This is a genomic window from Alteromonas sp. 5NS40-0096 (genome assembly GCF_057544385.1).
Genome location: NZ_BAAJLQ010000004.1, coordinates 127038 through 141946, shown reverse-complemented (window position 1 = coordinate 141946; position 14909 = coordinate 127038). Strand labels below are relative to the sequence as shown.

General features: G+C 46.6%; 21 protein-coding genes. 11 read left to right on the top strand and 10 right to left on the bottom strand.

Features of this window, described 5'->3' with window-relative positions; genetic code table 11:
• Window positions 1-2: 2 nt before the first annotated feature.
• Genes gspH through AC27G9_RS13210 form a run of 7 tightly spaced genes read left to right on the top strand, consistent with a single transcriptional unit; the run spans window position 3 to window position 5042 of the window.
• On the top strand, window positions 3-629 hold the full coding sequence (gene gspH, locus AC27G9_RS13240) for a type II secretion system minor pseudopilin GspH (RefSeq protein ID WP_487074909.1): 627 nt from the start codon (window positions 3-5) through the stop codon (window positions 627-629).
• Window positions 626-1018 carry a type II secretion system minor pseudopilin GspI gene (gspI, locus tag AC27G9_RS13235; RefSeq protein ID WP_487074908.1) on the top strand — a complete coding sequence of 131 codons (393 nt, stop codon included), beginning with the start codon at window positions 626-628 and terminating at the stop codon, window positions 1016-1018. The genes gspH and gspI overlap by 4 nt, the downstream gene beginning before the upstream one ends.
• Window positions 1015-1638 (top strand): type II secretion system minor pseudopilin GspJ, encoded by a 624-nt coding sequence (gspJ, locus tag AC27G9_RS13230; RefSeq protein WP_487074907.1) that lies wholly within the window; start codon window positions 1015-1017, stop codon window positions 1636-1638. The genes gspI and gspJ overlap by 4 nt, the downstream gene beginning before the upstream one ends.
• Window positions 1635-2615 (top strand): type II secretion system minor pseudopilin GspK, encoded by a 981-nt coding sequence (gspK, locus tag AC27G9_RS13225; protein WP_487074906.1) that lies wholly within the window; start codon window positions 1635-1637, stop codon window positions 2613-2615. The genes gspJ and gspK overlap by 4 nt, the downstream gene beginning before the upstream one ends.
• On the top strand, window positions 2615-3814 hold the full coding sequence (gspL, locus tag AC27G9_RS13220) for a type II secretion system protein GspL (protein ID WP_487075239.1): 1200 nt from the start codon (window positions 2615-2617) through the stop codon (window positions 3812-3814). The genes gspK and gspL overlap by 1 nt, the downstream gene beginning before the upstream one ends.
• Window positions 3811-4290, top strand: coding sequence for a type II secretion system protein GspM (gene gspM, locus AC27G9_RS13215; protein WP_487074905.1), 480 nt, complete (start codon window positions 3811-3813; stop codon window positions 4288-4290). The genes gspL and gspM overlap by 4 nt, the downstream gene beginning before the upstream one ends.
• Complete coding sequence (locus AC27G9_RS13210) at window positions 4287-5042, top strand: type II secretion system protein N (protein ID WP_487074904.1); 756 nt, start codon at window positions 4287-4289, stop codon at window positions 5040-5042. Before gspM ends, AC27G9_RS13210 begins: the two co-directional genes overlap by 4 nt.
• Here AC27G9_RS13210 and yjjX read toward each other — a convergent pair.
• Window positions 5037-5564 carry an inosine/xanthosine triphosphatase gene (gene yjjX / locus AC27G9_RS13205; RefSeq protein WP_487074903.1) on the bottom strand — a complete coding sequence of 176 codons (528 nt, stop codon included), beginning with the start codon at window positions 5562-5564 and terminating at the stop codon, window positions 5037-5039. The genes AC27G9_RS13210 and yjjX overlap by 6 nt on opposite strands.
• Complete coding sequence (yrfG, locus tag AC27G9_RS13200) at window positions 5561-6253, bottom strand: GMP/IMP nucleotidase (protein ID WP_487074902.1); 693 nt, start codon at window positions 6251-6253, stop codon at window positions 5561-5563. The genes yjjX and yrfG overlap by 4 nt, the downstream gene beginning before the upstream one ends.
• A gap of 69 nt (window positions 6254-6322) precedes the next feature.
• Between yrfG and nudE the strand changes: the two genes are divergently transcribed.
• The 3 genes from nudE to AC27G9_RS13185 are packed head-to-tail and all read left to right on the top strand — an operon-like array spanning window position 6323 to window position 8288.
• Window positions 6323-6886, top strand: coding sequence for an ADP compounds hydrolase NudE (gene nudE, locus AC27G9_RS13195; RefSeq protein WP_487074901.1), 564 nt, complete (start codon window positions 6323-6325; stop codon window positions 6884-6886).
• 3 nt (window positions 6887-6889) lie between these two features.
• Complete coding sequence (cysQ, locus tag AC27G9_RS13190; protein ID WP_487074900.1) at window positions 6890-7708, top strand: 3'(2'),5'-bisphosphate nucleotidase CysQ; 819 nt, start codon at window positions 6890-6892, stop codon at window positions 7706-7708.
• Window positions 7709-7718: 10 nt separating this feature from the next.
• The gene (locus tag AC27G9_RS13185) at window positions 7719-8288 is read left to right on the top strand and encodes a YceI family protein (protein ID WP_487074899.1); all 570 of its coding nucleotides are present in this window, start codon (window positions 7719-7721) and stop codon (window positions 8286-8288) included.
• A gap of 55 nt (window positions 8289-8343) precedes the next feature.
• On the opposite strand, the gene AC27G9_RS13180 is transcribed toward AC27G9_RS13185, so the two are convergent.
• From AC27G9_RS13180 to AC27G9_RS13160, 5 genes are all read right to left on the bottom strand, one after another.
• Entirely contained in the window at window positions 8344-9042 is a 699-nt protein-coding gene (locus AC27G9_RS13180) for a hypothetical protein (RefSeq protein ID WP_487074898.1), read from the bottom strand.
• 114 nt (window positions 9043-9156) lie between these two features.
• Entirely contained in the window at window positions 9157-9372 is a 216-nt protein-coding gene (locus AC27G9_RS13175) for a YheU family protein (protein ID WP_487074897.1), read from the bottom strand.
• Window positions 9369-10385, bottom strand: coding sequence for a hydrolase (locus AC27G9_RS13170; RefSeq protein WP_487074896.1), 1017 nt, complete (start codon window positions 10383-10385; stop codon window positions 9369-9371). The genes AC27G9_RS13175 and AC27G9_RS13170 overlap by 4 nt, the downstream gene beginning before the upstream one ends.
• A 17-nt stretch (window positions 10386-10402) precedes the next feature.
• Complete coding sequence (locus AC27G9_RS13165; RefSeq protein ID WP_487074895.1) at window positions 10403-10861, bottom strand: TIGR02444 family protein; 459 nt, start codon at window positions 10859-10861, stop codon at window positions 10403-10405.
• Window positions 10848-12746: an ATP-binding cassette domain-containing protein gene (locus AC27G9_RS13160; RefSeq protein WP_487074894.1), complete on the bottom strand. Its 1899-nt coding sequence runs from the start codon at window positions 12744-12746 to the stop codon at window positions 10848-10850. The genes AC27G9_RS13165 and AC27G9_RS13160 overlap by 14 nt, the downstream gene beginning before the upstream one ends.
• A 165-nt stretch (window positions 12747-12911) precedes the next feature.
• On the opposite strand from AC27G9_RS13160, the gene AC27G9_RS13155 reads away from it, so the two are divergent.
• On the top strand, window positions 12912-13115 hold the full coding sequence (locus tag AC27G9_RS13155; protein WP_487074893.1) for a YheV family putative zinc ribbon protein: 204 nt from the start codon (window positions 12912-12914) through the stop codon (window positions 13113-13115).
• Between the two features lie 3 nt (window positions 13116-13118).
• On the opposite strand, the gene AC27G9_RS13150 is transcribed toward AC27G9_RS13155, so the two are convergent.
• Genes AC27G9_RS13150 through AC27G9_RS13140 form a run of 3 tightly spaced genes read right to left on the bottom strand, consistent with a single transcriptional unit; the run spans window position 13119 to window position 14827 of the window.
• A complete protein-coding gene (locus tag AC27G9_RS13150; protein WP_487074892.1) occupies window positions 13119-13565 on the bottom strand; it encodes a hypothetical protein in 447 nt (148 codons plus the stop codon).
• A gap of 24 nt (window positions 13566-13589) precedes the next feature.
• On the bottom strand, window positions 13590-13835 hold the full coding sequence (locus tag AC27G9_RS13145) for a SlyX family protein (protein WP_487074891.1): 246 nt from the start codon (window positions 13833-13835) through the stop codon (window positions 13590-13592).
• Window positions 13832-14827, bottom strand: coding sequence for a WD40 repeat domain-containing protein (locus AC27G9_RS13140; RefSeq protein ID WP_487075238.1), 996 nt, complete (start codon window positions 14825-14827; stop codon window positions 13832-13834). Before AC27G9_RS13140 ends, AC27G9_RS13145 begins: the two co-directional genes overlap by 4 nt.
• Window positions 14828-14909 lie beyond the last annotated feature (82 nt).

The following is a 14909-nucleotide window of genomic DNA, read 5'->3' as shown; positions in this document are numbered from 1 at the left end:
CTATGTCGTCCGCTGTTGTTTCGCGTAAACAAACCGGCTTTACCCTGTTAGAGGTAATGCTGGTTTTGTTGATTATTGGCCTCTCGACAAGTGTTGTTATGTACAACGCGTTTGGGGCCAATCAAAGTGACCGCCTTAAAGAGGAGGTCGCTCGTATCCGCGTTCTGCTTAATATGGCCAGTGACTATGCCATTTTGAACCAACAAGAAATGGGGCTACGCATTGACGAACTGGATAACCGCTACGTTTTTATGATTCTCGATGAAGAAGACATATGGCGGGAAATTCCGACCGAGCGCCTATATGCTCCGTACGATATGCCTGAACAATTTTCAATGACTTTGACCTTGGATGACCTACCTTGGCAAACCCAAGATCAATTTTTCGACCGTGACTTGTTCGACGAGACCTTGAGCGTATCGGAGGAAGGTGTAGAAATTGGCGAAGAAGATGTACCTCCTCCGCCACCGCAAGTTCTGATTATGTCCAGTGGCGAGATTACGCCTTTTAGTTTGTCGTTCAATTACGAACCAGACTATGGTGATGATAGCCCCACCTATTTCACCTTAAACAACTTTGATGTGCCGCCTTTTGAAGTATTAGGCCCGTTGGAGACGCCACCATTATGAGGTCTATGGCAAAAGCCAAAGGGCTAACCCTAATTGAAGTGTTGGTGGCCTTGTTTATATTTTCTATCGCTGGCGCAGCGATCATACGAGCAGCGACTGAACATTTGAGTGCCATAGGGCAAATCGAAGAGATCACTGTCGCAACATGGGTCGCCAACAACCGCTTAAATCAAATGCGAACATCCCCCACTTGGCCACCAAAGAATAATCAGAAAGGCAGTGTCGATATGGCCGATCGCACTTGGTACTGGCAGCAAATTGTTAAATCAACCAATGATGCTGATCTGCGGTCGATAACCATACGTGTTGGGTTAGATAATACCTACACCAGTACCGTCACAGACGTGACGACCTTTTTGGCAAAACCGACGCAAGGCACTGAATTATGAAGCAGCGCGGGTTTACCCTATTAGAAATATTGGTCGCCCTGTCTATCTTTACCATCATAGGCTTGGCCACAACCGGGCTATTGAGTACCGTTATCGACAGCAGTGACGCGTCACTTGAACGGTTTGAAAAACTGCAGCAGTTACAAAGGGCCATGATCACCATTGAACGGGATGTGCAACAAGCCATGCTACGGCCAGTGCGCATCGATGGAGAACAAAATGACATTGTCATGCGTGGCGGCGAAATCGGTGACAGTGATTCAGGTACTATCGCGTTTGTCCGAGCAGGATGGCACAACCCGTTGAACATGCTTCCCCGTTCAACGCTACAACCTGTTGCTTATCGATTGCAAGACGAAAAGCTCGAACGAGTCTTCAGCCATTATCCAGATAACCCTATCGGTTCTGAACCCAAAGTAAGAACCATCCTCGACAATGTCTTGGATTTTAAGGTGGAGTTTGTTGCGCCTACTCAACAGGCTAATGAAGATGCTGAAGATTTAAGGTGGAGTGAGAACTACTCTGGTAGTGTGCTGCCCAGAGCCGTTGCCATTACTATTGTCAGTGCTGATTTTGGTGAAATCCGCCGGGAATTTTCTTATGCAGGGTTAGTGCAATGAGGCAACAGCAAAAAGGCGTCGCCTTGGTACTCGTGTTGTTGATTGTGGCGTTAGTCTCCATACTGGCAACAGAAATGGGTACGCGTTTACAGCTGCAAGTACAACGCGCACTCAATATCAAAGACAATAATCAGGCCTATTGGTATGCCATCGGTGCGGAAGAGTTTGCGCGTAAATCCATAGGCACTTTAATGGACGAATCACCAGATAAAATCCACTTACAGCAGCCTTGGACACAAGAATTTATCTACCCCATAGAAGGTGGAGGATTAAGTGCGACACTCACCGATATGCGCTCGTGTTTCAATCTCAATGCATTTCGCCAAGCAACGGATCAGCAGTTACAAGAGCAAAGCGTCACACCGGTAATGGAAGCGTTCCATCGCATGCTGAGTGAAACCGGTTTAGAAATCGATAGCTTCGTCCTTGATACCGTACGCGACAGTCTGGCCGATTGGGTGGATAGCGACGACAGAATGCGTTCCTACGGTGCCGAAGACAGTGAATATGAGAGTCGAGAGTACCCGTATCTAGCAGCGAATGGTTTAATGGCGGTGCAATCTGAAATTCGCATGATCAATGGTGTCAATCCCATCTGGCTGGCGGAAATACTGCCGTTGATATGTGTATTGCCCGGTGATGACACTATGAATATCAATGTGAATACACTGAAAGAAGAGCACGGTGCCCTGCTTGCGGGATTAACCGGTTTATCGCTAGCTGATGCCAGAGGTGTGATTGCTAGCCGCCCAAATGATGGCTGGGATGAAGTCGCTGACTTTCTGGCCGAGCCAGATATTGCTGCGCTGTCATTGGGCGCGCCGCAAACAGAATGGTTTAAAGTCGATACAGATTATTTTATGTTAACCACAAAAACTCAATATAATAAGGCCACATTTACCATGTCGTCAGTATTTAAAATTGGCGATAACGCACAGATTGGCGTGGTTCGCAGAGAGTTTGCAGGAGTAGAATGATGGAACAGTTACTGATCAGATTAGGCTCAAATGCCGACGAAGCTGTTCACTGGCTTGTATGGTCAACCAGCGAAAGAGAAATTATCGCATCGGGTGAATTAGAAAACGCAAGTCAACTGTCTACCCTTGCTGAACGCGCGGGTCAACGAGCGGTCATTGCGTTGACGCCAAGTAGCGATGTCTTGCTTAAATGGGTCACCTTGCCAGCAAAAGCGAACCGCAAAATCATCGCTGCTATTCCCTACATGCTAGAAGATGAACTAGCAGCAGATATTTCAACGCAATTCTTTGCAATGGGCCCCAAAAATGGCAATCAGCAAGCGGTAGCGATTGTCGAAAAAGCCAAATTGATTCAATGGCAACAATGGCTGGATGCCGCAGGTTTGTTTTGCAACACCATGATTCCAGATGTTCTGGCAGTACCTAACCCTGAAGACGGCGTAGCCATACTCGAAATGGGTCACGCCGTATTGGTCCGCCAAGGCGAATTTGAAGGATTCCAAGGAGAATCAGATTGGGCGCTGTTGGCACTTGGTCACGCCATCAGGCAAAGTGAAACTCCCGTCAAAGTCACAAACTACAGTGCGCTTTCTTTGCACGAACTCACCAACTGCGAAATTGAAACGCCACCGGCTGAATTACCGATGAATGTGTTAGCCAGTGAAGCAATCACAACGAAATTCAACCTACTGCAAGGTGAGTTTAAAACTAAGAAAAAACACTCAGGCCAATTCAAGCAATGGCGCGTTGCCGCGGTATTAGCGGGGCTAGCGCTGACCACAGCGCTGATTGATAAAGGTGTTACCCTGTATCAGCTAAAATCACAAAATGTCGCTTTGAAGCAACAAATTGATCAAGCAGTAAAATCCGGATTCCCGTCGCTAGGTGGCTATCGCGACTTACGACGCAAACTCAACAGTGAGCTGGCTAAACTGGAACAAGGCGGCGGTGATGCGTCTATGTTAGTTATGCTTGAACAATTGGCTCCAGCGTTTAGTCAGACTCAAGTTAAACCTCAGTCCATGCGATTTGACAGTGCCCGAGCAGAACTTCGCATGCAAGCTGTGAGTAGCAACTTTGAATCCCTCGAAGCATTCAAACGCCAAGCGGAAGCAAGTGGCTTTGAAATCGAACAGGGCGCCATTAACAACAGAGATAACCAGATGATAGGTAACCTCATCATCAGGAGCGGGTCATGAATGCACTAAAACAAAAATACCACTCGCTAAATGAACGAGAACAAAAGCTCGTTGGCGTTGCTGGCATCGCCATTGTCATTGGACTATTTTATTTTTTGATTTGGTCACCGTTGAGCAACGGTGTTACACAACAGCAGCAACTGATGAAAAATCAGCAAACCCTACTGGCATTTGTTGAAGACAGTGCCCAACGAGCCCGCCAATTGCGTGCCATTGGTGGTAATGGTCAAGGTTTTAGGGGGTCTTTGCCACAAGCGGTTAACACGACGACAAATCGCCACAATATCGTTATTTCGCGAATGCAACCCAAAGGTGACGAAATGCAAGTTTGGATTGACCAAGCTGCATTCTCTGACCTAATTGCATGGTTGGGTGCGCTCGAGCGCATGGGAGTTGTAATTCAACAAGCCGATATCACCGAAGGTGATGCATCTGGCTATATCAAAGTTCGCCGATTGGAATTAGCAAAATCATGAAGTTAAAGCTTGGCTGGATTGCCTTAGGCTTTGTCGCCTTTATCTTTTTTTTACTCGCCTATTTACCAGCAAACCAGGTGTTAGGGCGTATGGCTCTGCCTCAGAATGTGTCAGTTTCGGGTGTCTCTGGCACCATATGGAATGGCTCGGCGAAAGAAGTGATTGTCAGTGGTCTGCCTATCAAACGCCTTGAATGGTCATTAAACCCCGTTGCTTTGATCTTGGGGTCGGCGTCAGCAGACGTCAAAGCTGGCAATGTCAGAAATAAGAATGATATCGCGTTTAGTGGGCCTATCAGCATCAATCTATTTGACCAGCAGCAAATTAAAGCCGAAGATTTCACGCTTTACGTACCCGCTTCATATGCCGTTGCCAATGTCGCCTTGCCATTTCCTGTTGAAGTCGGTGGCAGATTCAAAGTGCAGCTCAGTGAATTGGCACTGACGCCAACTTGTGATGCCCTAGAAGGTAATGGCGATTGGCTAAATGCTCAGGTTTCTGGCACCCAAGGCATGATTGACCTTGGCAACTATGAGGCGACCTTGTCGTGTGTAGGCGAACAGATTGGCATCACGGTAAAAGAACCAAACTTGTTGGGACTGAGTATGACGGCGACCATCAACCCTCAATCCAATAATGTTGGGGTTAATGGCCAGTTTAAAGTGGCCCCCTCTCTGCCCGAGGAAGTGCAAATCGCTAGTCAAATATTTGGCCAGCCCAACAGCCAGGGTTATACCGAGTTTGCGTTATAACTGATACAGGTTAGCAAAAGAAAACTTGGCCATCGTTAACGTAACGGCCAATTCATACACACTCTGGCGTGTGGCTAAGTTTTTTGTCAGCAAACCAATTGCGCCACCTTTTTGCTTCACATTCTCGGTAGCAAAAAGCCTGTCCATTACGGTACCAAGTTCTTCGCCCGCTAACAAAGCGTCGTAAACCGTATTGGGTAATGGCAGCCCTGCACTTCGTCCCACTGACCATTTGCGCCCATCACTAATAGCCACATACGCGAAGGTAAAGGGGCCATCTTGGTTTTTCTCCACGCCACCTTCAATGGCGATGTACCAGTCAGCTTGTTCCTTGGCAATGCAGGCTTTCACGCGATTAATCGCACCAGCTCGAGTTTCGACATTGGTCATAGGCTGGTCGGCGACACCGCTGGGGACCGACATACCAGTGACTTCGAGCGTGGGGCACGAAAGTACTTGAGACATCGCATTTTTTGCCGCCCCCACTTTTACCGGGTTCATTGAACCCACTACGCATTTCATTTCAATCGTCCTTTCACTGGATTCGCCAAAATATCACCGATGACGGTGCGATAATCTTGTATCGCATTAAATTCCGTAATTTGTCTCACCGGCTTCTTACTGTCCGGATTGGTTACACACAATAAATGTTCAATACCGTAGGTTTGAGCCGATGTCAGCACAGGTAAACTATCATCGACAAACAAAGTTCGTTTCGGGTCAAACTGCAGCCGCGCTTGCAGCTGCTGCCACAAGGATTGGGACTCTTTCGTTACGCCAAATTCATGAGTCGAGATTAACGTATTGATATGCTTATCCAGATGCGTGTGCTCGACTTTAAGCGACAAACTATCGGGATGGGCATTGGTCACTAGAATAACTTCTCGGCCGGATTCGTGCAGTGCATCGAGAAAGGGTACAGTGTCATCTCGCATTGCAATAAGGTGTTCTATTTCTCGTTTCGCAGCGACAATATCCATATCGAGCTCTTTAGCCCAATAGTCGAGGCAGTACCATTCAATCTGCCCCATGATGCGCTCGTAGTGCGCCATCATGTCCGCTTTGCAAGACGCCAACGACGCCCCTGAGCGTTCGGCTAACTTTTGTGGGATGAGCTCCATCCAAAAGTAGTTGTCAAAGTGCAAATCCAATAAGGTACCGTCCATATCGAGCAAGACAGTATCAATTTCACTCCAAGGCAGAAATGGCAAGCGCTTTTCCTCATAATAAAGTAAGCTTAGTGAGTAAGTATATGATAACGAAAGTTGTAGCTGATAAACATGAGTAAAATTGATCCAGCCAAAACCCTGCCGCAAATTCATCATCGTGAAATCGTTGCCGAAAGTGGCATTTTTCGAGTCGAACGAGTTGATCTAGAATTTTCGAACGGTGAAACGCGTCAATTTGAACGCATGGCTGGGCACAATCGTGGAGCAGTCATGATAGTGCCTATGATCGACGATGACACCCTTGTTTTGATTCGCGAGTATGCTGCCGGCACACATTCCTACCAATTGGGTTTTCCAAAAGGGTTAATTGACCCAGGAGAGAACGCCATTGACGCCGCTAATCGTGAACTCAAAGAAGAGGCCGGCTACGGCGCCAATCAACTGTATCCTATTCACAGTGTCAGCATGGCACCAACCTTCTTTAACAGCAATATGACAATCGTGCTGGCAAAAGATCTGTATCCCGAATCTTTACCTGGCGATGAGCCAGAACCACTTGAAGTCATTACATGGCCGTTGGCAAAAGCCGATGAATTACTGGCCAGGGATGACTTTGTCGAAGCTCGCTGTATTGCGGCGTTATTTCTTGCCCAAAAATGGCTCAAGGAACAATAAACTATGCCCGAAGACGCTCACGAAGACCTATTACAATTCGCCAAAGACATTGCTATTGAAGCAGGACAAGCTGTACTAGAGGTTTACGACAAAGGTAACTATGACAGTTACCAAAAAGACGACGAATCTCCCGTGACTAGCGCAGATTATTTGGCAAACGACATCATCACCAAACGACTACAAGCGTTAACACCACACATTCCTATCATGTCAGAGGAAACCAAGATTGAGAGCCTTGAGGAACGCAGTCAATGGTCTCGCTACTGGTTAATCGATCCGATTGATGGCACCCAAGAGTTTATTGCTCGCAGCGGTGACTTTGCCGTCAACATTGCATTAATCGAAAACAATGAACCGGTAATTGGTGTTATCTTCTGGCCTCCAGGGCAGAGTTTATATTACGCGTCTAAAGGCCAAGGTGCTTTCAAGGAATGTCCAGATGAAAGCCGACAAATTCACGTAAGAGAATTGGAAGACCCACAAAACAGCAAAGTCATGATTGCGATCAGCCGCAGGCAATCAAGAGACAAGGTCATGTCTCGCATGAGTCAACAACGCGTCTATCAAACATTGCCACTTGGTAGCTGCTCACTCAAAGCCTGTTTTATTGCAGAAGGCAAAGCCGACGTATTCATGCGAATCGGTGTAACTGGAGAGTGGGATACTGGCGCGTCTCAGTGCATTGTAAGCGAAGCGGGCGGTACGATTTTAGCCGCCAATTTTGAGCCGTTAACTTACAATCAGCGTAATTCGTTAGAGAACCCAGATTTTGTCGTACTTGGCGATCCAAGAGTGCCATGGCGACACATAGTACAATATTGAGGAACCCATAATGTTAAAGCGCGCAGCCTTGATTATCGCTTTGGTCAGTTCGTCACCCGCCATGGCGGTATGGAACTTAACGAAAGACGATTCATCATTGCACTTTCTTACCACCAAGAATGCACAAATTACTGAAGTACATTCTTTTAAATCACTAGCTGGAGCAGTTTCAGATACTGGCGAGCTAAGTGTAGAAGTCGATTTAGGCTCTGTTGATACCTTGATCCCAATTCGCAATACGCGCATGAAGGACATGCTTTTCGACACGATCACCTTTCCCAAAGCCACCTTTTCAGCAACGTTAAACCCGTCATTGCTCAATGTACCTGCCGGTAAGGTAGTGTCGGCCCAAGTTTCAGGTACGCTAGATTTACACGGCGTACAAGCTCCGGTGACATTTGATCTCAAGTTAGTCAAGACGTCAGAAGGCCAGTTGGTCGTCAGTACAGTTAAACCGACTATTATTCATGCCAAGACGTTTAGTTTGGAATCTGGTGTTGAGGCGCTACGTAATATTGCGGGCCTAAAGAGCATTACCACGGCGGTCCCAGTGACTTTCTCTGTTACCTTTACACAATAAGTAAGTAAGACAATGTTACTTTCAAAAAAAGAGGCTTACGCCTCTTTTTTGTTATTTAGTGGTTCGCCCGCAGAGGCTCGAGATTATCAATCACCCCTTGAGCTAAGGGGACTAAGAAAATAGTGCCCTCTTCCATACGTTCTAGTGGAACGCCTAACACTCTATTTTGACCAAATTCATAGGTTGTTGGTGATGTGTAACGAACCGTCTGGCGCCAAAACAATTCATCATGGCGATTGTAGCCATCCACTTGAACAACCATCTCTGGCTTGACTTCGAGCAGGCTTGACGACAGTCCGCTACCACTAATCGACAACTGGCTACTTTGCGTGTAATACACAGAAACAAACACATTGAGATAAGCGCCTTCTTGCCAAGGATAGGTATAATCGATATGTGTTAACTCATTGTCTTCACCGTAGTGTAAGTTCACTTCTGACGTTGGTAGCGCAATGGGAATTGACGTTTTTTGTGCAATTCCGTCAATTAAAATCGTCTCAAAACCATTGAGTTGGTCGAATAGAATTTGGCTTTGTTCAGGATCAAATACATCCAATACCTCTTGAATGCCTTTAGCGATACGAGTGATGTCGCGGAACAGGTTGTCAGAGTCACTGTCTGTTTCACGCAAAGGCGCAAGGTCGACAGTCAGTGTACGAACCGTCACATCCCCGCTGTAATTGTGTGTCAGCGGTTGATTAGCACACCCTGAAAGAATAAAAACAGTAAGAAAAACACCCAGAATTCGAAACATATGCGCTCCATCCCTTTTTTATTGTTATAGACTGTACTTGGACGTGTCGACCTCGTAAGCTCATACTAACTACGTCACCTTAATAGAAGGTGAACAGCATCGACGAGGCACTTTCTACTGATAGTCTTCAGCCGGACGCACAGACACGGTCTCATGCAGCTCGGAGTAGACAATCACAGCGTCTCCAGATTGCAATCTGGACACCACTTGGTCAACCTTGGTGGCAAAATCGATTTCCACGTCGCCGTAATCCGTGCCTTCCTCCAATACATGGGCTTCAGCGATATTGCGTACTACCTCCGGGGATAGCTCTGCCAATGGAATGATCACGACGTAACTCGAGGAAGGTACTCAGCGACAAATTGTCTAGCTCGCTCGTGTAACCATACTTTTGGGTTAAACATATTGCCGTGCATAAAGCCGACGTGCCCTCCCGTTTCACTGAGTTCAACTGTGACTTTTCGCGCCAAGTCTGCTTCAGTCGGGACAACCAACGGATTCATAAAAGGGTCGTCGATAGCGTGCAAAATCAAGGTGGGGCAATGAATAGCACTAAGAAAACGAAATGCGCTGCATTTTTCATAATAGTCGAGTGCATCATCAAAGCCGTGTAACGGCGCAGTCACGAGATCGTCAAACTGTCGAAAGTTTTCAATGCTATCGACATCTTTTTCCGACAGTTGAATCAATGAACGATAATCCATTTTCGCCATTTTCTTACGTAGTGTTCGCTTCATACTAGCGAGTAAGTACTTCTGATAAACCCGGGAAAAACCTTGCTCAATACTGTTTGCACACTCGACTAGCTTAAGCGGTGCAGAGATGGAAATAGCGGCAGTAAGCCAATGTTGGCTTGGGTTTTCACCGAGCAGTTTCAATAACATGTTTCCACCCAAAGAAAAGCCAATACCAACTTTGGGCAGATTGGGAAAGCGAGCTTCTAACAATGACAACACAAAACACGCGTCTTGCGTTTCACCCGAGTGATAGGCACGGGGGGTGACATTGGGCTCACCGCTGCAGCTTCTGAAGTGCATTAACACCACTTGCCAACCATCCCGGCTCAATTGCGCCATCATGTCATTAGCGTAATGCGAGTTTATACTGCCTTCCAAACCGTGAAACATCACCACCATACCAGAGAGTTTCTTTGGTTTTGGTCCCCATGCTAAATCCAAAAAGTCGCCATCAGGAAGTGACACCCGCTCCATGGTATATTCAAGTGGCATGCGCTTTTGAACAAAACGTGGCCATATTGTTTGAACATGGCGATTTTTCGCCCATGCGGGCGCGCGAAAAGCACTTTTAATCACTTTTCCGTGCGCTAAATTTTCCTTACTCATCGACGACTTCTTTCTGCCTAAATTTGCTGAATAATAAAATAAAACTGGCTTTCACCGCTAGCATTCAAAGCGTAAAATTCACAAAAATCGTGAATTGTGCCTTCATTGTGGTGGGATTTGCCAACATATGCTTCAACTATCTTTTTTTGCTGAACCCTTTCTAAGTCCAGTTCTTGAGACTTGAGTTGCTCGTAATTATTACACCTAGCGCCTTGGGTTGGTTTCGCGTCTTTTCTCAAACGTCGGTGCTCAAAAAGTTGAGCTTCACTTGCCTCAATGCTTAGCACTATCGATTCTAATGTGGCAAAGTCTATTGCCATGCCACTGTCCCGAGCGAAACAAAAGAACAGTAATACATTGACGTTTACACCATGTGCGTCCTGCAAGGTCAAACAAGCATCTGCTATGCCCGGCACGGCGTACAGCGACAGGCTATATTGCCAATACGACTTGGCCACATCATCAATAGATACCATGTTCTTCTCGTAAGGCCTCCATGGTTTCTTGCGCCTCTAACCATTCCATCTCAGTAGCCTCAAGAGACTGTTTCAATAAGGCTTGCTCATCGAGAAGCGCCATCAACCTTGCCTTGTGTTCATCTTGATAAAGACTGGTATCGCTGAGTTGTTGCTCAAGCTCATCCAATTTAGTCGACAATTGATCCATGACTTTTTCGTGCTTTTCCGCGGCCTTTTTATAAGGTGCAATTAATTGCCTGAACTCTGCTTGACGACGTTTTTCTGCTTTCTTATCGAGACTTGGCTTATTTTCCGACGTCGATTTTACATCTTGTTGTTGTTTTAAAATCCAGTCTCGATAGTCATCTAAATCGCCATTAAATACGTCGACTTGCCCACTATCGACCAAATAAAAATCCTCGCATACTGCAGACAACAAGAAACGGTCGTGAGATACCAGTACCATTGCGCCTTCAAACCCTTGCAACGCGATATTAAGGGCATGGCGCATTTCAAGGTCGAGATGGTTAGTTGGCTCATCGAGCAATAATAAATTCGGCTTTTGATAAACCAGCATAGCGAGCACTAAACGGGCCTTTTCACCACCCGACATGGGCGCCACTTTAGCCAGAGCGGCATCGCCATTAAACCCAAACCCCCCCAGATAATCTCTCAAGGATTGCTCAGTCGCCAGCTTATCCAAGCGCTGGATATGCAGCAATGGAGTGGCTTCTGGATCTAACGTCTCTAACTGGTGCTGGGCAAAATATCCGACCTTGAGCCCTTTTGCAGTATTGAACAAACCCGATTGAGGGCCATGCACCTGAGCCAGAAGTTTAATGAGTGTCGACTTACCCTGACCGTTTCGACCTAGCAACCCAATCCGACTACCTGGCACTAGATTGAGCTTCACATCTTCAAGGATAGTCTTTTCTCCATATCCAAGTTGAATCTGTTCCATGTAAACCAAAGGGTTGGGGAGGGCATCTGGCGAAACAAATTCGAAACTGAACTGGCTACTGGCGTGAGCAGGGAGCAACTGCTCCATTTTTTCTAACTGTTTAATTCTACTCTGAGCTTGCTTTGCTTTTGAGGCCTTTGCTTTAAATCGGTTGACGAAGGATTCTAAGTGCGCCCGCTTGTCCTGCTGCTTGCGATATTCAATATCCTGTAGCCGTGCACGCTCAGCACGTTGTTTTTCATAACTTGAATAGTTACCAGTATAAGACACCAATTTCTGATGCTCGACACTAATAATGCCAACAACACAATTATCGATAAATGCTTTGTCGTGAGAGATTAGGATAAGCGTGCCTGTGTAACGCCCTAACCATTTCTCTAGCCAAATTACCGCGTCTAAGTCCAAGTGGTTTGTTGGCTCATCCAACAACAACAGGTCTGAGGGGCATAGCAATGCCTGAGCGAGATTGAGGCGCATACGCCAACCACCAGAAAAATCACTTACGGGGAGCGTAAGCTGTGATGTGGAAAACCCCAAACCCGCGAGTATCGTTGCAGCTCTTGCTTCCACATCATATGCTCCGGCCTGTTCGAGCTGGCCGTGAATGCGCCCAATTGCCTCGCCATCTTGCTTTGCTTCTGCTGTTGCCAGTTCGCTTTGTAGTTGTCGAAGATGTTTATCGCCATCAATTACATAGTCGATAGCGCCGCGTGAAACCGATGGCGTTTCTTGTGCCACACTGACCACCCGCCAGTGGCTGGGTACACTTGCGTCACCATGATCTAGGGATAATTCATTGCGCAATAAGGCAAACAAGCTAGATTTCCCACAACCATTGCTACCAATCAATGCGACTTTTTGGCCGGGATTAATTTGCGCTGAGGTTGTGTCTAGCAGTACGCGATTTCCGCGCATTAATGTCATTTCGGATAACTGGATCATGAGTGCATTCGTTGGTTGAAGAAGATAGCAGCGAGGCTTTCACCATCTGCGAAAGGTCTTTTACCACAGGGTATTTGGCGCTGCAACTCAACACGACATTCGATTGGTCTATATTCGTTGAATCAAGGTATAATGCTTGAGTTGTTTCTATGTAAGAAAGCCAATATGCAAAAAAGACAAAGACGCCGATTCATTGCAGGCGCGACCTGCCCAAAATGCCAAGCGAAAGACACCATAATGTTGTACTTTGAAAACAACGTCGAAAAGATTGCCTGTGTCGAGTGCGATTACACTGAAACCCAAGCAGAGGAAAAGGTGCAGTCTGTCACTCGCGAAAACGAGGGTGTAATCGGCGTATTCAAACCCTAATGCTTAGGGGTAGACCCACCACACTCTGGCGTAGGCGTAAATCATCGGTATGGCCATGAGCACCGCAACAGACATTAATATGGCGTATTGTTTTCGGGCGCTCTGCTCAACCTCGTGAAAGACATAAGGCTTGGGTTCAACCCCACCAACTCCTTGCGCAGCCTGTCTCGCCTCTTGATGGATGTTTGCACAAAAAGGCTTCCACGCGAAGTCATCGTAATACGCTATCGCGGACCAAAACGCCGTATATGCCAAACAAAGGGTCGAGATCAATTGTGGATGGGAAAAGGTAACTGCCTTGTACCCAATCAAGAAGATCAAAATACCAAATATACAATTAAACAGCTCGCACCACGGTTGAGCGCGGGAACGAATGCGATTTTTGTGAAACAACGCGATAAACGAGCTGCCAAGAATGGCAATAATATAAAAGTACGTCCAAGCGGGCATTACACGTCCTTGAGTGAGATTGAACTAGTAATGCGGCGGTGGCGTTTCTTCTGACATCTTCGCGATGTTCGAAGTTTGCATATCAGAGACTTTATCCATGACATGCTTAAGCTGCACTTGCATTTTATCAAGCTGATATTGTTGATCTGTTATCGCGAGATTTAACTCTTCAATGGTGTGTTCCTGAAATGCAACCTTGGTTTGAAGCTGCTCAATCGCCGCCTCAGCCATTGCTAACGCTTCTGTCAATGCGGTTTCTTTTTGGCTCATCGCTGTTTGCTATCCCATAATTCTGCCATACCGCTGCTACTCTCTGAAAACACTTGCTTGTCACCCCAAAATGCTACGCCATATACAACGGCGGTCGGGGGCGTTTGGCTCTCACGAGGCGCCACTTTCCACTCTTCGATTTCTTGCCCAGTCTTTACATCCCAAAGATAGATGCGCCGAGAAGGTGAACCGGTCAATAAAAAGCGGCCATCATCAGAAAAAACAGCATCGGTAAAAATACGTTGGCGCGCAATATACTGCAAAGTACTAATTCTTTCACCTGATTGCACATCCCATATTTGCGATTGTTTTCGACTATCAGCAGTAAATAGATACCGGCCCTTATCGTCAATCGCGACCTTTGTTACGCGACTCGGATGGGCAAAGGTATGAATCACTTGCCCTGTGCGGGTGTCCCACAAATAAGCGGTATAGTCATTGCCTCCAGTTAACGCATAACGGCCATTCGGAGAAATATCCACACTATTGATTTTTTCTTGATGGCCGAGAAATTCTATTCGCCGGCCAGTATCAGGTTCAAAATACATAACTTTACCACTGGCTCGGCCGACTAGAATTCCCCGTCCTTCATTCGCCACTGCAATATCGCGAATACTGGATTCATCAATACGCCAGAACCCCACTGGCTCACCATTTTCCAAACTCCAAAGCGCAAACGCTTCTCGATCGGATGTGACTACGTATTTGCTGTCCGCCGAAATATGTACACTGACAACCAAATTGTTGCCTTCTCCTTGATGACTCCAGTGATACACCTTGGTATTGTCAGACAAGCGCCAGACGTTAATACCATTATCAACACCCGACACCACACTGAACTTTGCGTCTGGAGAAATGTCTGCTGCATAGGCGCCTTCTTCGGCATGCCGCCAAGACTCGACGGGCGTGGTTTGTGGAACACTGCATCCGATAGAGAAAAGACTACCAATTATCGAAATCACGAGTAATTGTAATGAATATCGGTTTATCATGGTTTTAAGGTTTCGATTTGCTGCGCCTAGGTTTACCATAGCATGAATCAGGTGCCCTTTTACATCGAGTATGGCTTGGGTA

Excerpts from the sequence above, each read along its gene's own strand:
- gspL (WP_487075239.1), top strand. The coding sequence starts at position 2,615 with ATGGAACAGTTACTGATCAGATTAGGCTCAAATGCCGACGAAGCTGTT.
- gspH (WP_487074909.1), top strand. The coding sequence starts at position 3 with ATGTCGTCCGCTGTTGTTTCGCGTAAACAAACCGGCTTTACCCTGTTA.
- AC27G9_RS13145 (WP_487074891.1), bottom strand. The coding sequence starts at position 13,835 with ATGAGCCAAAAAGAAACCGCATTGACAGAAGCGTTAGCAATGGCTGAG.
- gspJ (WP_487074907.1), top strand. The coding sequence starts at position 1,015 with ATGAAGCAGCGCGGGTTTACCCTATTAGAAATATTGGTCGCCCTGTCT.
- nudE (WP_487074901.1), top strand. The coding sequence starts at position 6,323 with ATGAGTAAAATTGATCCAGCCAAAACCCTGCCGCAAATTCATCATCGT.
- AC27G9_RS13155 (WP_487074893.1), top strand. The coding sequence starts at position 12,912 with ATGCAAAAAAGACAAAGACGCCGATTCATTGCAGGCGCGACCTGCCCA.
- gspI (WP_487074908.1), top strand. The coding sequence starts at position 626 with ATGAGGTCTATGGCAAAAGCCAAAGGGCTAACCCTAATTGAAGTGTTG.
- AC27G9_RS13210 (WP_487074904.1), top strand. The coding sequence starts at position 4,287 with ATGAAGTTAAAGCTTGGCTGGATTGCCTTAGGCTTTGTCGCCTTTATC.
- AC27G9_RS13170 (WP_487074896.1), bottom strand. The coding sequence starts at position 10,385 with ATGAGTAAGGAAAATTTAGCGCACGGAAAAGTGATTAAAAGTGCTTTT.
- AC27G9_RS13160 (WP_487074894.1), bottom strand. The coding sequence starts at position 12,746 with ATGATCCAGTTATCCGAAATGACATTAATGCGCGGAAATCGCGTACTG.
- gspM (WP_487074905.1), top strand. The coding sequence starts at position 3,811 with ATGAATGCACTAAAACAAAAATACCACTCGCTAAATGAACGAGAACAA.
- cysQ (WP_487074900.1), top strand. The coding sequence starts at position 6,890 with ATGCCCGAAGACGCTCACGAAGACCTATTACAATTCGCCAAAGACATT.
- AC27G9_RS13180 (WP_487074898.1), bottom strand. The coding sequence starts at position 9,042 with ATGTTTCGAATTCTGGGTGTTTTTCTTACTGTTTTTATTCTTTCAGGG.
- AC27G9_RS13140 (WP_487075238.1), bottom strand. The coding sequence starts at position 14,827 with ATGATAAACCGATATTCATTACAATTACTCGTGATTTCGATAATTGGT.
- AC27G9_RS13185 (WP_487074899.1), top strand. The coding sequence starts at position 7,719 with ATGTTAAAGCGCGCAGCCTTGATTATCGCTTTGGTCAGTTCGTCACCC.
- AC27G9_RS13165 (WP_487074895.1), bottom strand. The coding sequence starts at position 10,861 with ATGGTATCTATTGATGATGTGGCCAAGTCGTATTGGCAATATAGCCTG.
- gspK (WP_487074906.1), top strand. The coding sequence starts at position 1,635 with ATGAGGCAACAGCAAAAAGGCGTCGCCTTGGTACTCGTGTTGTTGATT.
- yjjX (WP_487074903.1), bottom strand. The coding sequence starts at position 5,564 with ATGAAATGCGTAGTGGGTTCAATGAACCCGGTAAAAGTGGGGGCGGCA.
- AC27G9_RS13150 (WP_487074892.1), bottom strand. The coding sequence starts at position 13,565 with ATGCCCGCTTGGACGTACTTTTATATTATTGCCATTCTTGGCAGCTCG.